The sequence below is a fragment of the Nitrospirota bacterium genome, assembly GCA_040757335.1.
GTDB lineage: Bacteria > Nitrospirota > Nitrospiria > 2-01-FULL-66-17 > 2-01-FULL-66-17 > JBFLXB01.
In genome coordinates this window covers 29865-46993 of record JBFLXB010000003.1, presented here as the reverse complement: position 1 = coordinate 46993, position 17129 = coordinate 29865, and the positions used below count along the sequence as shown (strand labels likewise).

20 protein-coding genes and 1 pseudogene are annotated in these 17129 nt (G+C 62.6%); 1 reads left to right on the top strand and 20 read right to left on the bottom strand.

Annotated features, from left to right (window positions below; all coding sequences use genetic code 11):
* From AB1451_02980 to AB1451_02970, 3 genes are all read right to left on the bottom strand, one after another.
* Window positions 1-1203 (bottom strand): efflux RND transporter periplasmic adaptor subunit, encoded by a 1203-nt coding sequence (locus AB1451_02980; GenBank protein MEW6681871.1) that lies wholly within the window; start codon window positions 1201-1203, stop codon window positions 1-3.
* Between the two features lie 47 nt (window positions 1204-1250).
* Window positions 1251-2549, bottom strand: coding sequence for a TolC family protein (locus tag AB1451_02975; protein ID MEW6681870.1), 1299 nt, complete (start codon window positions 2547-2549; stop codon window positions 1251-1253).
* A gap of 111 nt (window positions 2550-2660) precedes the next feature.
* Window positions 2661-3083, bottom strand: coding sequence for a hypothetical protein (locus AB1451_02970; GenBank protein ID MEW6681869.1), 423 nt, complete (start codon window positions 3081-3083; stop codon window positions 2661-2663).
* A 158-nt stretch (window positions 3084-3241) separates the two neighbouring features.
* On the opposite strand from AB1451_02970, the gene AB1451_02965 reads away from it, so the two are divergent.
* Window positions 3242-4447 carry a hypothetical protein gene (locus AB1451_02965; protein ID MEW6681868.1) on the top strand — a complete coding sequence of 402 codons (1206 nt, stop codon included), beginning with the start codon at window positions 3242-3244 and terminating at the stop codon, window positions 4445-4447.
* Between the two features lie 4 nt (window positions 4448-4451).
* Here the strand turns inward: AB1451_02965 and AB1451_02960 are convergent, their stop codons facing one another.
* The 17 genes and pseudogenes from AB1451_02960 to rpsF all read right to left on the bottom strand — a co-directional run bounded on the left by AB1451_02960 (window position 4452) and on the right by rpsF (window position 17049).
* Window positions 4452-5432 carry a metal ABC transporter substrate-binding protein gene (locus AB1451_02960; GenBank protein MEW6681867.1) on the bottom strand — a complete coding sequence of 327 codons (981 nt, stop codon included), beginning with the start codon at window positions 5430-5432 and terminating at the stop codon, window positions 4452-4454.
* A gap of 16 nt (window positions 5433-5448) precedes the next feature.
* Window positions 5449-6696: a carbohydrate porin gene (locus AB1451_02955; GenBank protein ID MEW6681866.1), complete on the bottom strand. Its 1248-nt coding sequence runs from the start codon at window positions 6694-6696 to the stop codon at window positions 5449-5451.
* Between the two features lie 207 nt (window positions 6697-6903).
* Window positions 6904-7338 carry a nickel-responsive transcriptional regulator NikR gene (gene nikR, locus AB1451_02950; protein ID MEW6681865.1) on the bottom strand — a complete coding sequence of 145 codons (435 nt, stop codon included), beginning with the start codon at window positions 7336-7338 and terminating at the stop codon, window positions 6904-6906.
* Window positions 7339-7507: 169 nt separating this feature from the next.
* Window positions 7508-8497 (bottom strand): PCP reductase family protein, encoded by a 990-nt coding sequence (locus AB1451_02945; protein ID MEW6681864.1) that lies wholly within the window; start codon window positions 8495-8497, stop codon window positions 7508-7510.
* A complete protein-coding gene (locus AB1451_02940; protein ID MEW6681863.1) occupies window positions 8494-9264 on the bottom strand; it encodes an iron-containing redox enzyme family protein in 771 nt (256 codons plus the stop codon). The genes AB1451_02945 and AB1451_02940 overlap by 4 nt, the downstream gene beginning before the upstream one ends.
* Window positions 9265-9468: 204 nt before the next feature.
* A complete protein-coding gene (locus AB1451_02935; protein ID MEW6681862.1) occupies window positions 9469-10173 on the bottom strand; it encodes a PCP reductase family protein in 705 nt (234 codons plus the stop codon).
* A gap of 35 nt (window positions 10174-10208) precedes the next feature.
* A complete protein-coding gene (locus AB1451_02930; protein MEW6681861.1) occupies window positions 10209-11129 on the bottom strand; it encodes an Mrp/NBP35 family ATP-binding protein in 921 nt (306 codons plus the stop codon).
* A gap of 87 nt (window positions 11130-11216) precedes the next feature.
* A complete protein-coding gene (locus AB1451_02925; GenBank protein MEW6681860.1) occupies window positions 11217-11504 on the bottom strand; it encodes an HU family DNA-binding protein in 288 nt (95 codons plus the stop codon).
* Between the two features lie 144 nt (window positions 11505-11648).
* Entirely contained in the window at window positions 11649-12371 is a 723-nt protein-coding gene (locus tag AB1451_02920) for a DUF420 domain-containing protein (GenBank protein MEW6681859.1), read from the bottom strand.
* Window positions 12372-12463: 92 nt separating this feature from the next.
* Window positions 12464-13540, bottom strand: a complete 1077-nt coding sequence (locus tag AB1451_02915; protein ID MEW6681858.1) for a thioredoxin family protein — start codon at window positions 13538-13540, stop codon at window positions 12464-12466.
* Between the two features lie 3 nt (window positions 13541-13543).
* Entirely contained in the window at window positions 13544-14014 is a 471-nt protein-coding gene (locus AB1451_02910) for a type II secretion system protein (protein ID MEW6681857.1), read from the bottom strand.
* Between the two features lie 62 nt (window positions 14015-14076).
* On the bottom strand, window positions 14077-14493 hold the full coding sequence (locus AB1451_02905; protein MEW6681856.1) for a prepilin-type N-terminal cleavage/methylation domain-containing protein: 417 nt from the start codon (window positions 14491-14493) through the stop codon (window positions 14077-14079).
* 29 nt (window positions 14494-14522) lie between these two features.
* The gene (locus AB1451_02900) at window positions 14523-15056 is read right to left on the bottom strand and encodes a PilZ domain-containing protein (protein ID MEW6681855.1); all 534 of its coding nucleotides are present in this window, start codon (window positions 15054-15056) and stop codon (window positions 14523-14525) included.
* Window positions 15057-15114: 58 nt separating this feature from the next.
* Window positions 15115-15588, bottom strand: a complete 474-nt coding sequence (locus AB1451_02895; GenBank protein ID MEW6681854.1) for a DUF192 domain-containing protein — start codon at window positions 15586-15588, stop codon at window positions 15115-15117.
* A gap of 250 nt (window positions 15589-15838) precedes the next feature.
* A pseudogene (gene rpsR, locus AB1451_02890) lies at window positions 15839-16045 on the bottom strand (30S ribosomal protein S18).
* Window positions 16046-16202: 157 nt separating this feature from the next.
* The gene (locus tag AB1451_02885) at window positions 16203-16634 is read right to left on the bottom strand and encodes a single-stranded DNA-binding protein (GenBank protein MEW6681853.1); all 432 of its coding nucleotides are present in this window, start codon (window positions 16632-16634) and stop codon (window positions 16203-16205) included.
* Between the two features lie 25 nt (window positions 16635-16659).
* Window positions 16660-17049, bottom strand: coding sequence for a 30S ribosomal protein S6 (rpsF, locus tag AB1451_02880; GenBank protein MEW6681852.1), 390 nt, complete (start codon window positions 17047-17049; stop codon window positions 16660-16662).
* Between the last annotated feature and the right edge of the window lie 80 nt (window positions 17050-17129).

Sequence of the window (17129 nt, the reverse complement as noted above, 5' to 3'; positions counted from 1 at the left end):
TCAGCCCGCCTCCATCTCGGTCTTCTTCATCTCGGATTTGAGCCGAAAGCTCCCGGTGGTCACCACCTTTTCTCCGGCGTCGACGCCTGTCCGGATCTCGACGCGACCCCCGGCGGTCCGTCCGACCGTGACTTCACGGATCGCAAAGACGCCCGGCGCCTGCTCCACGAACACGAGGGACCGCTCGCCGTCGCGCTGCACCGCGTCGGCCGACACTGTCAGCGCCTCTTCACCCGCGTCCGTGAGGAGACCGACCTGCGCCAGCATGCCGGGTTTGAGCGCCTCATCGCGGTTCGGCACCACGACCCGCACCATCAGCGTACGCGTCTTCTCGTCGAGCGCACGGCCGAGCGTCTCCACGCGGCCTGAAAACACGCGGTCCGGATACGCCTGGACGCGAATGTCGGCGTCCTGTCCAGGTTTCACACGCGCGATGTCTCGTTCGTAGACGTCCGCTTCGACCCACACCTCAGAAAGATCAGCGACCAGATACAGCATCTGCGTTGGCTCGACTCCCGCCCCCGTAAACGCCTCGTGGCGGACGACCACGCCAGACAGGGGCGACACCAAGGGCATTGTGGTCTGGGCCGTACCGGTCTCGCCCAACTTCGCCACGGCCTCGTCTGAAAAGCCCAGGATGCTGAGATGGTGTTTGGCTTCCTGGACTGCAGCTCGGGCGCGCAGCGCGTCACCCTCCAGGCGCTGGACCTCCCCGCGACTTACGCCCTTCTTCTCGAACAAGACCTTGGCCCGCTCGAACGCGCGCTCCGCCACGTCACGATCGGCCATGGCGCGGAGGTAATCCGATTGCGCCCGACCGATGTCCGGGCTTTCGATGAAAGCCAGCGGCTCGCCCTGCTTCACCCGATCGCCGATCGTGGCGCGAAAGCTTTGGACCCGGCCGGCGATGGGGGCGCTGACTTGGGCGAACCGGTTCTCGTCGTAGGTCACGCGCCCGCTGACCTGCAAGGGCAGTCGAAGGCGGCCGCGTGCGGCTGTCTCGGTCCTGAGCCCGATCACGGCAATGGCCTCTGGCGTTATCCGAAGCACCCTGGCGCCTCCGACATCGGATCTGCCCGGATCGGACTCCGCGGCGTGCGTGTCGCCGGATTCCGAACACCCCAGCACGACCAGCGCAAACACGCCGGCAACGGCCGCCAACGTCATCCCCCGCCCGACGCTCAGGCGGTTTCTGTTCCACATAGACTGCTCCTTGGTTGCGGTTTCAATTGATATCGTCATCGGCCCAGTCATGGTGCCGCTCCCAGCGTCACCAACTCGGCTCCCACGGCGCGTTCGAGCAGCCACCGGTTGACGTGGTATTCGAAAAGGATCTGGTGGGCGCGAAGCTGGGTCTCGTTGAAGGCGCGTTGCGCGTCGAGCAGTTGCAGCAGGCCGGTGGCCCCTTCCTCGTACAGCGCCTTGGCGATCGTTAGGGACTCCTGACTTTGCGGCAGTAGTTGCGAGCGCACCGCCCGGACCCGCTCGGCGCTCACCCGGAGTTGCTCCAGCCCGGTCTCGATCTCGGCCCGGATCACGCGCTCCTGCTGCTGCACCCGCGTTTCAGCCTGCCTAAGATCGGCCTGAGCCAGGGCAATCCCGCCTCGATTCCGATTCCAGATCGGGAGCGTGACACCCAGACCGAACCCGAACGTCGAGAGATCATCCGCGCCCTGCACCCCCGCGCTGTACTCGGACTCCAACCCCACCGTCAGGTCGGGGTAGCGCAACGCGCGATTCCGCCTCATTTCGCTTTCGGCCCGACGCTGGCTCGCCTGGACAGCTGCCAGATCCGGTCTTGCGGCCAATGCCCGCTCGACCAGGCGATCGGCCGAGGACACGGGCTCCGCAAGCAGCTGATCCAGGTCGCGTTCCAATGAGCCTTGGACCTCCACCGGCCCGTCCAGACCGATCAGGAGGGCCAACCGACTCTTGGCCGTGGCCAATACCACCCCGGCCGACCTCGCGTCGTCTTCGAAGCGAAGCGCCTCGACCCTGGTGCGAATCACATCCGCCTCCGGAATCTCGCCCTGCTCGAAGCGGGACTCGGTGATCGCCACGACCTCACGAAACCGCTGGAGGTTGGCGGCGGCTGTTTCCGCGTTCGCTTGCGTCAGCAGGACCTCGTAAAACGTTTTCCTGAGCTCAAAAATCAGAAGGCGTACCGTGTCCTGAAACTCCGCACGCGCCTCTTCGACGCCGGCCTCGCCGGCGGCCGCCCGGTGTCGCCGCTTCCCGAATCCCTCGATGACCTGTTCGATCCGGTGGTAGCGAACATTGTTGGCCTCGCGCTCAAATCCGGCGGACAGGCCTTCCTGGTTGAACCAATACTCGGGGTTCGGGTACGCCGCGGCGAGGAGTCGATTCGCCTCTGCCCGATCCAGACCGAACCGGCTCACCAGTACATCCATGTTGCGCTCCAGAGCCAATTCGACCGCGCGGTCCACAGTTAACACCGTCGCGGGCTCATCGCGGGCTCCGAACGATGGCTCGGTTCCACTTGCCGCGAGAACAATCACCAACCACAGGGCTGTCCCAACGCGCTTCATCCACACGCTCCTGCGCGAGTCCGCGCACGCTCGATCCGAACAGACGGCACAGACGCGTCATGACGCGCTCACTACGCGTCTGTCGAGATCACACCGTTGAAATGGAAAAACTTAGGAGAGGGACGGAGACGGTGGAGCGCGGGGAGCAGCCGAGGTCTCGATGAGGCCAAGCGGTGGCAACGCCTCGGCGGGAACCGGTTGATGGGTCGCGGACACGGTCGGGAGCACGCCCGCCTTGCCCGCTTCAAAGAGCATCGGGGGAATGGCCATGCCCGAGACGACCTCGATCTGATATCCGAGGTCATGCGGGGCAGTTGCCAGCGCCTCACCGGGAGCGGGACGCTGCGGCTCCGTCAGGGGATGCGCAGCCTCGTCGGAGGCAAAAACGGAGTGAACAATCGGGGGATGGGCGTGATCGCCCGTATGGGACCACGGGACCCCGGCGTGCGCGTGTACGAACGGCAAGACCGAGAGCGCGAGCACCGCGGTCCAGACGGTCACGAGGCGCATCCCTGTACGGAAACGACGAATCATGGCGCCCACCATACTACGGGTGGGCTGCCGTCGTCAACGCACGCGAGTTAAGGCGAGACGACGGATTGCGAGGTGCGGGTTCGCCTTGACATGGATCGCAACACGAACCTAAGATGCTACGCACGTGAATCATCCCTACCTGATGTAATGATGAAATGATGAATGGATTTCGGCGGTTCGCCCAATGTGTCCTGATTGGGATCGCATCTCTTGGAGCGTGTGCGGAACTGGCCGAAGCCAACCCCGGCTTCGCAAGGCGGTACAACGTCAGTTGCGTCATGTGCCACGTGGCGTTCCCCAAGCTCAACGACTTCGGGCAGGACTACGCGGGCAACGGGTACCAGTTTCCCGGCGAGGATCCCAAAGGGAAGGCGGTCGAGACCGGAGATCCCCTGCTCAATCTGCCGACCAGCCCGATGTTCGGGATCCGTGCGGACGGGTACTTTCGCGCGCGTAACGACACCGCGGTGACCACGGACTTCGAATCTCCCCTTGTTGTCAAATTGTTCAGCACCGGTTATCTGGCCAAGGACCTCACGTACTATTTCTACTTTCTGGCTTCCGAGGGCGGTGAAGTCGTGGGGGTCGAAGACGCGTTTCTCTATTTCAACAACCTCGGCAACCAGGACTGGGACGCGGTGGTGGGCCAGTTCCAGGTCATGGACACGTTCTACCCGCGGGAGCAACGCCTGACGTTTCAAGACATCTCGATCTACACAACCAACGTAGTGAACACTGCGACCGGAGACGCCGCGCCGGGATTCCAACTGACCTACGACCGTGGCGCGCTGACCACGTGGTCGGCCGGCCCGGCGTTTCTGATGGCGGGCGTAACCAACGGCAATGGGCTGGGACAATTGGACAACGGGAATTTCGATACGAATGCCTACAAGAACCAGATGGCACGGATTGCCGCAGACCTACCCTGGATGACGCTGGGTGTGTTCGGCTATCACGGCAAGGATCAGGACCTGCTCACTAGCCAATCAAACCGCTTTTACCGGTACGGTCCTGACCTGTCCGTGCCGCTCGGCCGGCGGGCCGACCTACGGGCCAACTGGATCTTCGGACACGACGACCACCCCACCTTCACGCCTGGCGAACCCGCCGTCGATCACAGCGGCGGATTCATCGAAGCCGACACCCATTTCAGCGACCGGTGGACGGGTGTGCTGTTGTACAACCAGGTCTCATCGAATGATCTGCCCGCGCTCGACCGTCGTACCCTGACGGCAAACGTCACGTACTACCACCTCCGAAACGTGAAGTTTCTCGCCGAGTACACGCACGACTTGCTGCCCGTCGACGCGAACCATCCTGAAAAGACCTACACCGGCGTGGTGGGTGTAGTCCTGGCTTACTGAGAGTTCAGCGTCCCACGTTGGCAGGATCGATGTTCTTCATCAAGGACGAGTCGCCCCCCAGCACCCGCGCCATGGTTTCGACGTTCTCCTTCATCATGCCAACGTAGGTATGTTCCGGGGAGTCGAGTTCTCCTGGCAAATCATCGTCGCGCAACGTGTCGATGAACCTTACCCCCGCCTCTCGGCCGATCTGATCCAACACCTTGCTGGGGAAAACTTCGGAACCGAAAATCGCGGGTACGGCTTCTGCTTTCAGTTGTTTGATCAACGCCACCATGTCCTGGGGCGTGGGCTGGGCGAAGTCCGAGGGCTGGACCGCGCCGATCACCTTGCACCCGTAACGCGGACAAAAATACGCCCACGAGTCGTGGTACGTCACGAGTTTCCGATTTCTTTCGGGGATCGTCTTCATTGTGGCCAGGATCGCCTCGTCAAGCTGCTTGAGCTTGGCCAGGTATGCCGCGGTGTTCGCATCGTAGGCCGCCGTGTTGGCGGAATCAACCTTCACGAGAGCTTCACGCACCAGCTCCGCGTACTTCATGGCGTGCGCCACATTGAGCCACAGGTGGGGGTTGGGATCGCCCTTATCTTCCGGGAACGAGAAATCAAAGACCCACTCTTTGCGCGAGATCGTCTGGTCGGCCAACCGGACCACCATGGCCGACTTCTTCTTGTTCGCCTCGGTCAGGTGCATGGTCGGTGTTTCGAGGTGCAAACCGTTGACGATGATCAGGTCGGCCTGGGCGATGTACTTCACGTCGCTGGGCACCGGCTCGAACGTGTGCGAGTCGGATCCTTCCGGTATCAACCCATGCAGTTCCACGTTCGAACCGGCCACGTTGCGTACGATATTCGTGACCGGCGCCACGGTGGTGAGCACTTTGATCTTCTTCCCCGTGTCCGCCGCAAGCGTCGGCGCTGCGACGATCACCGCGGCGAGTACCGTGAGGCTGAGAACCCTTTGACACGACCTGATCGAGAACATGCGCTGCCTCCCCTATCTAAAAGAACGCCTGAAACCTCACCCCGTACACCATGATCGGGTCGATCGACCGATCGCCGCCCGCGTTCGTGGCATACTGCACGTCGGGAGACACGGCCACGCCGATCCGCTCGCCATCCCCTGATAGCACATACCGGTAATAGGCCTCAAGATACCCTTCGTTTGCGTCGAACTGCGGGGCCCCGGCCGCGGCCTGCGACGCCTGGTACTCGTCACCGATCATCGTGAGGCCGTATCCCACGCCGAACGCGTCGTGCGGACGCCCGATACCTCCGCCTCCCAGCTGCACCCCGACGGACGCCGACCGATCGAAAAACGCCACCCGGTCGTCCTGGACGCCGAAGCGTGCCCAGATCCCGACGTGCGCGGAAACCGCCTGGTCGAAATTGAAACCCCAGCCGCGGTTCCGAAAATCCGGATCGAGTGAAAACGCCGGCTCGTGATGGCGATGGTTTGCCCACACGAAAAACCGGTACGTGCCTTCGCGGCCGAACGCGTCCAGGTCAAGATCCACCTCTGCAATTGACCACGGCCGGGTAAACATCTCGCGGTAATCACCGTCACCCTCCATCACGCCGAGAATCATTGTGAGGGGCTCGACCGGTCGAATCTCCAACACGCCTCCGAATCCGTAGAAGTTGCCGGTTCCTCCGAATTCGAGCGCCGGATTCGTCCCAAACGCCGGAGCGACAAACTGCGTGCGCTCGCTGTTCGCGTAGGCATTGGTGTCGAAGAAGGCCGTAGGGTCGTACTGGCCGATGGTCAATTCGACCCGCTTCGTGAACCAATGGTGGTGATAGTACGCTTGAGCCAGGTGGATCGCCGTCTGACCATCGAACGTTTCGATGTCGTTGTTTGAACCAGTCGGATTCCCGTTCGGCGCGACAAATACCGGGAAAAACTGAAACCCCTGTCCCTGAGCTACATCGAGGTGCAGCAGCACCAGCCCGGCGTCACTAACCTGATGTTCAAAGAACAAGTCTACCGACATGGTGCCCTCCGATTGCGGGCCCGGGGCAACTGACGGGGTCGTTTGGCCGATCATGGTGATGTCTCCGTCGAGGGTTGTTTTCGCCAGCGAGTGCAGCGGGTGGGGCCTGTGACCTGCGGCCTCGCCCTGGAAGGGTTCTGCAGCGCCGCTCCCCTCCTCTAGCGCCCTTAGGCGCGTTTTCAGCCCCTCGATCTCTTTCCACACGTCGTCGTCCGCGGCGATGCTCGGTGAGCCCACACCAAGCATTGCCACCATCGTCACCGCCATTCCCCACAAGCAGCATCGCACCTGCATCATCGCCTCTCTTGGTGCTACGTATGTAAAATAAATAGCACCACTGCACCTTCCGTGTCAACAATTTTATTTTCGTGCTACTAGAAGAGCGAATCGCTCAGAAAATAGGGGATTTTAGACTTATAAGCAGCTAGGGAATCTGGGGCCCGGAGCAGGCCTTTGACTAGACTAGAGATCTTTCCCGGTCGTCGTCATCGTGAACTTGCCGTGCTTGACGCCCTTGGTGCCGATCAGGCGATCGGCCACGTACTTCACGTCTTTACTTTTGCCCTGGACTACCAGCACTTCCAGGCAGTTGTGCTCGTCCAGGTGGATGTGGAGGGTGGAGCGGAAGAGTTTCTGGTGCTGGTGCTGGAGGTCCGTCAGCGTGTCCGAGAGCTCGCGGACCTCGTGATCGTAGACAATGGTGATGGTCCCGATAATGTCGCGGTTTTCGTCCCACTGCTGTTCGACGAGGGAATCGCGGATCAGGTCGCGGATTGCCTCGGAGCGGTTGGTGTAGCCTTTTTGCTCGATGACGCGATCAAAGCGCTCCAGCAGGTGGGATTCGATCGACACGCCGAAGCGCTGGAGTGGGCCGCCGTGGTCGGCGCTCTCATGCACGGGAGCGCTCCAGCAGGCTGCTGAAAAAGTCCGTCTGCGGCGTTCTCGGTCGTCGGAAATCCTCACGTACGACCCAGTACGCTCCGGTTTCCTCCTCCCTGCGGCCTTGCAGCCGGAACTTTTTGAGCAGCCTGAACGGGCTCAGCTGATCGATGACTCGGACAGGCACTTAAGAACCAATCTTGAGATCTCCTTCGCCTCTGAGGTATTTCCGGAAACGCGTCATTAGTTCCTCGCCGAGCACGCCGACATGGGGCTTTTTCTTCATGTACGCGCGGATCTCTTCCAATCGGCTCTCCGCCTGTTCATTGCCCTGGAGGCGTTTGACCTCTTGTTTGGCCTTGTCGAACGCGTCGAACGTGAGCTCGGTGTAGCCCAGTTTGCGGATCCGCATCACGGCCTTCATCATGGCCTCGTTGCGAAACTTGGTCAGCAGTTCCGAGGTGATGACCGTGGCGCCCGCCTTGCGCGCCCGCCGTTCCGCGGCCTTCTTGATGCCGCTGCGCACGAAATCCGGCGAGGTCTGTAGCCGCGCCCACGCCTCTTCGCTCCAGCGCACGTCGCTCTGCGGCGTTTCCCAAACCTTGGTCAGCGCGTCTTCCGTCATCTCGGACACCCCCAGGCTGCGCGCCAGGTCCTCCGCGTCGGCTTTGAGCATCTGGACCACGAATTCGGTGGCCATGGGCGGTGTGCCTTCCACCTTTTTCATCAGCTTGGCCGTGGCGCCCTCGGTCCACGGCATTTCTTCACGCGGTTTCGCGTCGTCGAGCGCGCCGAGCTCTTCGACCTTCTCCAGCAACTCGACGTTGACCTCCATGTGTCCGCGTTCGCGCGCGACGTCTTCCGCGATCCGCCGGACCATGTCCTGCATGAACCCGGGCGCGGTTGCCAGGCGCTGCTTGGCCGCCTGGGTCCACGGGAGCTGTCCCTTGGCGATCTGGTCCGCGGCTTCCTTCAGACCCGCCTCCCCGCCCATGCCGCCCATCGAGGTGTTCTTCCACTCGGCCAGATGTTCCGCCGTGATCACCGCAATCCCCAGCTCGCGGGCCTTTTTCTCGGCCAGCTTCTTGACCATGCCGCGCAAAAAAATCGGGGCGAGTTTCAGCCGCTCCATCGCGGCTTCGCTCCACACGATCTGGGTGTCGGACGATTGGCTCATGCTCGTCCTCCTTCTCCGCTGGGCACGGGGCCAAACACGTGTCGAGACAGCCCGTCCCAGAACAGCGTGCGCCGTTTCAGGGAACGCATGGCGCCCTCGCGAATGAGCGACCGCCCTTCCTCGGTCCCGGCGTGGCGCGCGATCAGCGAATTGAAGACCTCGGCGTGCTCCACGTCTTCTTCGATGTGTAACGTGAAGTACTCGATCTGCTTGTCGCTCAAGTCGGTATTGCGCCGGATCCCCGCGACCAATGACTGAAACATGGTGGGAATGGAAAATTCATGGCCCGGCCCCACGGCGCCGAGGCCGACTCGGAAATCCGCGTCCCGCGTCAGCGCGAGGTGGCCCCTGATGTACGCCTCGGTCTCGGCCAAAGGCTTGACCCGACCCCACTCCTCTTCTTGCACCCCGAGCGCGGACAAGAAATCGCGATACAGGTGCACGTGGCTGCGAAAGATCGTGGCTTGGCCCACCGCAGCGGATCGCCCGCTGACCGCTCCGAACTCATCGTCGAACACGTGGCGAAACAACTCCGCCGCGTCGCGATCCGGAATCTTCGGCAGCAGATTCGTCATATAGGTGGTAAAGACTTTGACGAGCTGATAGTGCTGGAGCCCGAACGCGCGAACCTGCGCCACGGTCAGTGGCTCCGAAGCGAACCGCGCGAGAAACGGATGCCGCACGGCCTCGTGCGCCAAGATTTCCTGTTCCAGCGACTTGATAAAGGAAATAGCGTCAGAGGACCGTGTAAGTGGAGCCAATTCCATTAGTGACCATGAGCCGTTGGCTCACCTCAGCTTGAGATTTCCCTCCCCCCATGCGGGGGAGGGGCAGGGTGGGGGCGCCTACGGAGACGGTGTCCGCATCGACCGGGGGCATGCCATCATCGGGCCTGGTAGCCTCCATCCCATCCTTCCCCCGCAAGGGGGGAAGGGGATTTCTGAGCAAGCAAATCTCTCAAGAACCGGCCCTTAGCCGCCCATAAATTTCGCGAATGCCGTCTTGGCGTGGTCCATGACCTCGACGGTCACCTCCGTTCGGCCCTCTTCCCGCGCCAGGCGCTCGATCTCCTTTTTGGCCATCGGGCGGATGAAGAAGGGAATGTTCTCCAGGCGCTTGGAGGCTTCGGAAGACCAGGTGAGGCTTCCGGGCGCGGTTTTATATTTATCGAGCATGGCCTGCGTCACGAACGTCTCGCCTGCTTGGCGGGCATAGGCTTCGACCTCCATCTTGACGGTCGGACGCACGAAGTCCGGGATCTTGGCCAATCGCTCGAGAGCTTCGGCTGACCATTCCAGCGCGGTTGATTGTTCGGCGCCACCCGCGCCCATGGATGCCACCATGGATGAAAAGGGACAACTCCCGGCCCCGCTCTCGCTCGTGACTGCTCCGCTGGTCATCGCAGGAGCCGCCATTGCGGCTGCGCCGGGAACCGGACACTCCGCGCCTTCTTTGAGCGTGCCGCGGGTCAATTCAAACGCTTCGGGAGCCGTGGTGCGTCCGCCGATTTTCACGCCCAAGGCTTGGACCATCTGGGTCTCGCCGGGGTTGGTGACCATCGAAAACCTTGCCTTGCACGACGGACAGAGAAACTCCACGCCGAGCGACCCTTCGCCGGGTTTCTCGACCTTCTGAAACAGCATGAAGGTCTCGCAGTTCATGCACACGAACTTCATCGCGTCCTCCAAACCACGCCCGCACAACGCGCGGGCTACAACCGTTGCGCCACGATCTCCCTGAAATTCAGACAGTCGACGATCCGCTGGACGATCTCGTCAAATCGGCGGGCCATGGGATGACTGGAATCGGTCAAGGGGTTACCGCTGTCGCATCGCTGGCTCAGGTCCCGATCGAACGGGATCTTGCCCAACAGCGGCACGTCCAACTCCGCGGCCAGCGCTTCCACGCTGCCGGCAAACAGATCGCTTTCGTGTCCACACTGAGGACAGTGATACCCGCTCATATTCTCGATGAGGCCGATCACCGGAATCCCCACGTCGCGCGCGTAGAGGACGGATTTTCGCACCACGTCGGTGGTCACCTCGGACGGGGTGGTGATGATCACGGCGCCGTCAAGATCCGGAAGAAAATTGGCCAGGGCCGGCGGCTTGTCCGCGGCGGCCCCTGGAGGGAGATCGGCGAGCAAGATATCGAGTTCCCCCCACGCAATGTCCGCCAACAATTCCCGAATAACGTTCATTTCCAACATGCCCAACCAGACCGGACTCAATTCGATCGACCCCTTCCACCGCACGGGCGCGTGTTCGCGGAGGAAGAAATCCATGGAGGCGACTTTAATGCCCAGCGGGCCGAGGGGCGGGAGGGCTCCCTCGGGCGTCAGCTCGAACCGCTTCCCCCCGATGCCCAGCATCTTGGGCACACACGGGCCATTGAGGTCCACGTCCAACACGCCGACCCGGTCGGCCTTGCGTGCGAACCCGAGCGCGAGGTTGACGGTGGACATGCTTTTGCCCACGCCGCCCTTGCCGCTCATGACCACGATCTTGCGCTTGATCCGCCCCATGCGCAGCTTGACCTGCAGCGTCTGATCCACGATCTGACGCATGACCTGCGCATCGTCGGGAAACTGGAGTTTTCCCAGAATGGTCTTTAAGTCGTTGGGAGCCGTCATCTCACGCTTCGCAACACGTGGCTATTCTCGTCAATCCGGCTTGAGATTTCAAGCCGATCCTGCAATGCCTGAAGGCGTGAATACGGGTTACCGCCCCCCCAGGATCGCGTCTTTAGCAGCCTTGGCCACACGGAATTTCACCACGCGCTTTGCGGGGATCTTGATCGCCTCCCCGGTCTGGGGATTACGCCCCATGCGCGCCTTGCGATTGACCAATACCAGCTTGCCGAGACCCGGCAGCGTGAATCCGTTCTTGGCTTCCTTGTACGCGAGGGTCACCAGGGTTTCGAGCCCGCTCACTACGGTCTTCTTGGGAAGATCAAGTCGTGTTGCCAGATGATCGATAATCTGCGACTTCGTCATTGCCTTAGCCATACCAGTGCCTCCTTGGAATAGGGTGATGTGTAGGCTGAAAAGCGCGGCCATCATACCCGAATTCACGGGGAATGGGAAGAGCCTTGGCGTGGCGGGCCGATGTCCGCGGGGCGCGCCGTGCGGGTCCGCGCCGTCATCCCGCCGTCAGCCGATGGTCGGCTTCCAGATCACGTACAACATCACCCAGGTCACGGTGCTGGTCAACAGGGCGATCACATAGAGGATCATGGTGAACGTGCCGATGGCGCGGTGGCGGCGCTCTCCGTCCGGATACAGGAACCGGCCCACGCCCTCGGCCGCCAGGACCCCGAGCCCCACCAAGAGGCCGGTGGACACCCAACCGATGAACTTGCCGATCGTGGGAGCCGTGAACATGATGCGGATCCCGAACAGCAGCAACGGCGCCACGATCGCGGCCAACAGGATCCATCCGGAAAACGCGAGCCCGGAGCCCTTGGGAGTGCCCGCGGTCAACGTCCTGGTCTGACCCTGCCGCACCGAGGTGCGAAACCCCAGGACGATCATATACACGGCCATGACCAACCCGATGGTCACCACCAGGATATGGAACGTGAGCAGCGGGCTGAACAGGGTGTCATACAGCTCGGGGGGACCGCCGAAGCCCTCCTCGCCCTCGAACGCGAGGGCGCCGAGCCCCCGGTTCACGTAATAGGCCACGAAATAGGCGATCATGGCCAACATCGCCCAGAGCGTCACCACGTGGTGCGTCTGCCCCTTGCGTTGTTTTGCCTGGCGCCACCCCACCAGGAACAAGACGGTGAAGCCCACCGCCAGGGCGAAACTCAGGTCCGCGCCCATCGTGCCGTACGGGCTCAAAAAGCCCGGCTGTTCCAGCCACTCTTTCATGCTCCCTCCTATCCTCGCTCGCGTGGCGCCGCGCAGGCCCTGTGGTGACGGGCCGAGCAGCGAGATGCTTTTGACCCTCGGGTTCTTTCACCCTATCCGAACGTGAAGGTGTAGGCCTGCAACCCGGGCCGGTCGAACACGAGCGTGACGGTATGGGTGCCGTAGCCCGCGCGGCGATCGATCAAGCGGTACATCCGGCCCTCGCTCACGCGCACCACGGTGCGGCCGCGGCCGTCGCGCACCACGTCCGCACCCTGCTCGTCGGGATCGAGCGGCCGACCGTCGAGCAGGACCTCGACGCCGATTTCCCGCCCCGGCGCGGCCGCGACGAAGTTCACGGCCTTGGCCGCATACTTCAGATGGATGCGGTGTTCACCCGAGCTCACCGCGGTCACGGACTCCTCGCCGATGGACCACGCGCCCACCAGATAGAACAGGTTGGGCTCGATCCGCGCAGGCTCCGAATACACGGCCTCTCCGAGGCTGCGCAGCCCCAGCGGGTTACCCAAGAATTGCCCGAAATAGGAGCCGAAGTAAATCTCGGGCGTGGCGATGGCCTTGGGTTCCACGGGTTCGGGATTCACCACCGCCATCAGCGGATCGATGGTTCGGCCGTCCTCGGCCAACAGGGTGCGGATGTGGGACTCGGTTTCCACGTAGCCGCCTTCGCCGATCTGCGTGAACCGGATGTTGCCCCCCCGGTCGATCAGATATTTGTGGGGCCAGTACTGATTGCGGTACGCGCCCCACGTTTTTTTCTCGCTATCCACCGCCACCGGATAGGTGATTCCCAGGCGGGCGGTTTCGCGCTTGACCCGCTCGGGGTCGCGCTCAAACGCAAATTCAGGGCTGTGTATGCCGACTACCACCAAACCGTCGTCACGGTAGCGCCGGTACCATCCGTTCAAATGCGGGATCGTCCGCAGGCAGTTGATACACGTGTACGTCCAAAAGTCCACCAACACCACCTTGCCGCGCAGACCGGCCAAGGTCAAGGGCTCGGAATTGATCCACGACTGGATGCCCACGATCTCCGGGGCCACGCTCGAGGATGTCGACTCTCCCAGCAGCGCGATCAGGGCGAAGGGCGCCGCCGCGATCCCCAGAATCGCCAGCGTGGCCGGGAGGTATCGCCTCGCTGGATGAGTGCGCCACGCGGCGAGGGGCATACCTCAGCAGGGAATGGGAGCGAGCGCAGGAGGAGCCGCCACGGGCCCCTTGGGGCCGGGCACGACCGGCGGGGCAGGCTGCGCCGGCTGCGATCCAGGCGCGCCGGGCTCGTAGAGAAAGACCCACTCCCGATGCAACACGGTGGCGCGGAACTGTTCGTACTCCGGAGGGAAATTGTCGTGTTTGAGCGTCATCGCGTCGCTCGGACTATACACGCCCTTGATCCGGTCGCGACACGGAACCGCGAAAAACGGCCCTCCGGTGATCGGGTCGGTATAGGCCGCGCGCAAATGGCGTTTCGAATTTCGAGGGTCTTTCAGGAGATCCTCAACGCGCAGCGGATACTGCCGGGCCCCCGGCACGGACTCCACGTAGCTCGCGATGGCACGCCGGTACTGGTGCCCCCGAAACAACAATTCCGCCTCTCGTTCGCGCTTCATCATCGTCACCCACTGCTTATTGGCCCCCATCATGCTGAGCCCCACCAAGACGAGCGCGAAAAGAACAAACAGGAAAGAAAAACCGCTCTGCCCCTTCACCATTCGTTGTACGGCGTGCCGTTCGACGCCACCAGGTTGCTGCCGCTGTGCACGTCGAAGATCCCGGGCGAATCCTCCGCGTCGGCCGTGTCTTCACGCACCTCGATCCACGTATCGCTCGCCTTGGTGAAGGGGTCCACCGGCAGCCCGCGCAGATAGCCTTCGTCCACCAACGTCTGCAGGCTCTCCGGATATCGCCCCTGATCCGCCGCGAACTGGTCGATCACGTCGCGCATGACGAACAGACTCTTCTTCAACGACGCCTCGCGCGCCTTGACGATCTGGGCATGATACGAAGGCTCCGCCAACGTCATCAAGATGCCCACGATCGTCATCACGATCATGATCTCGATGAGAGTAAAGCCGGATTGCCCCCTCCATTTCTTTACGGGATCGATGCGGATCAGATTCATCGGTCGCTCCGTTGCGGAGCAACGCCCTCTTATCGGCGGACTTTGGATGCGCCGTTGGATCGCGCGACAGAGGGGCGACCAGCGCCGAGTTTTCGCTTCACCCATTGGTCGATCAATGCGCGTTTGAGCGTGTCTAGGTCGAGGAATTCGACTCCCACGCCCACGGATGGCCGTCCGCTTGTCGTGTACCGGTGTTGCCACACGACGCGACACGTGCACTGGACCAACGTCCGATTGTCCGGCAGAACAAACTCGACCGGGAATGTCGAACCCACCGCGGGCGGGTTGGCGGCCGAAAGAAACAAGCCGCTGCGGCTGATGTTCTCCGCGTAGCCGACGAAAATCTTGTCGTAGGATTTGCCCCGGACTTCCAGGACCATGACCGGCGCGCGGTCCGCGATCCGCCGTTCGGGTCCCCTGGACGTGCGCGCCGACGCGCCGTTGACCGACGGCCGCTTGTCGGCCCCCGCCTTCGCGGCCCCTTTCGCGGCCCGCACCGGGCGTTGGCGCGCGGTCGAGGGCCGTTTCCGTGCAACGGGCTTGGTTTTGATCGGCCGACTCACAACGCCGGCAACTATAACAAGTCGTGCTCACGCGTGCAAGCCGCGCGGCCGCCCACGGTCACGAGCCGGTCCCGGGCCGGAGAAACGCGGTCTGTCCCATCGCCAGGGCCGCGTCCTCCGCCGTACCCGGCGGAAGCAGCAACACCGAGACCGCCCCGCGGTCCGGGGTGTAGTCCGGGCAGGGCGCCTGCGGGCACGGTTGGACCCTGAGGTCTCGATCCACGATCTGCCGGGTGTCGTCCAGCCACAACAGATCCGCTTCAACCTGGAGGGTCTTGGACCACAGGCTCGGACGCTCCGTGTCTTCGAACACGAGCCATAGTCCGCGATCCGGCGGAAACCGCGTGAGCATTCCCAACGCGAACAACCGCCGTTCCGGCGAGTCCACCACATCGATGGTCAAGACGCCCGACGACGTCTTGAGCGTGAGCGTGGTCGGGGCTCGCGTGGCGGGGCAGAACTGGAGCAAGAGCACGAGGGCCGCCGCGGCGGCGGTGACCAGCCAGAGCGTCTTCTTGTCGATACGCGCCATGTCCGGTCACGGACGCCGGGAAATCTGGCTTCTGAACACCATTTAGATAGAGATTGTTGACACGAAGCCGCTCGGCGCAACCGAGCAGCGGACTTGCTAGGAGCCTGCCCGAGCAATCGGCGCTTTGAGTCCGTTCAGGAAAGCGCCAGATGCAAGGCGCCGCGAGCACCGCACCGGAGCGTACGCAGTAGGTACGTGAGGACCGGAAGCGCAGCGCCAACGCAGCAGATGGCCTTTCATGGACGGACTCCTAGCGCTCTTCGGTGAACGCGACCAGCGCGATATTGCGGGCGCGCTTGATCGCAAGCGTCAATTCGCGTTGATGGCGCGCGCACGTCCCGGAGAGGCGCCGCGGCATGATCTTGCCGCGTTCGGTCAGATAGTTTCGGAGCATCGACACGTCTTTGTAACTGATCCCCACGACCTTGTCGGTGCAGAACCGGCACGCCTTCCGCCGCCCGAAAAATTTTCGGTCTGACGCGGCGCCTGCGCCTGCGGCACCGGCGCGCGAGTCCTTGCCCGACGCGGCGGAAGCGGTTGACGATGCGGGGGATGCGGATCTCATCGGTAGTCAACTCCTGGCAAACGGTGAAGGATGTGTTGGCGACACTCGCTCAAAACGGCACGTCCTGATCCACGAACTCCTCCTGCGGTTGGGCCTCGGGCGCGGCAGCCGTTTTCCCGGCACCGGTCGGACCGCCCGCAGAGCCTTGATCCGTGCGCTTGGGGAGGAAGTTGATGGTTTGGGCCACGACCTCGTGTTTGCTCCGCTTCTGCCCGTCGTCGGTTTCCCACCGTCGCTGCTGCAGGCGGCCGTCCACGATCACCCCGTGTCCCTTGCCCAAGTATTGTCCGCAGTGCTCGGCTTGTTTGCCGAACACCACGATGTCGATGTAACACACCTCGTCTTTCAGTTCCTCGCCCTGTTTGTAGCGTCGATTCACGGCGAGCCCGAACGTGGCCACCGGCGTACCGCTCGGGGTGTACCGGATCTCGGGGTCCTTGGTCAGGTTCCCCATCAAGATCACTTTGTTGAAACTCGCCATGTCCGATCTCCCGGGCCGCGGCCGCTCACGCGGGCGTCATGGGCTCCGCCGCGGCCGCCCCGCCTCCGTGCCCTCCCGGGGAGGCATGGCTCGCCGCGCTTTCGCGCGCCATCTCTTCCGCGAGCAACTTGGGATCACATTTCACGGTGATGAACTTGATGATCGCGTCTTCGACGCGATACTGCCGCTCCAACTCCGACACCACCGCGCCGGGCCCGCGAAACCGATAGAACACGTAGGTGCCCTTCTTTTCCTTGCGGACTTCGTACGCGAGCTTCTTTTTGCCCCAGTTCTCGACCTTAAGGACCTCGCCGCCGTGCTTTTCGATGACCCCGCGAACCTTGGCGACGAGCGCCGCCAACTCTTCCTCGGAGACCGAGGTCTTGACGATAAAAATGGTTTCGTAGACCGCCATGCGATGGAACTCCTTCGATGGGATTCCTTTTGGCTCTAAAGCCCTCGCACCGTGGCGAGAGCAAGGACTGCGGTTTATAG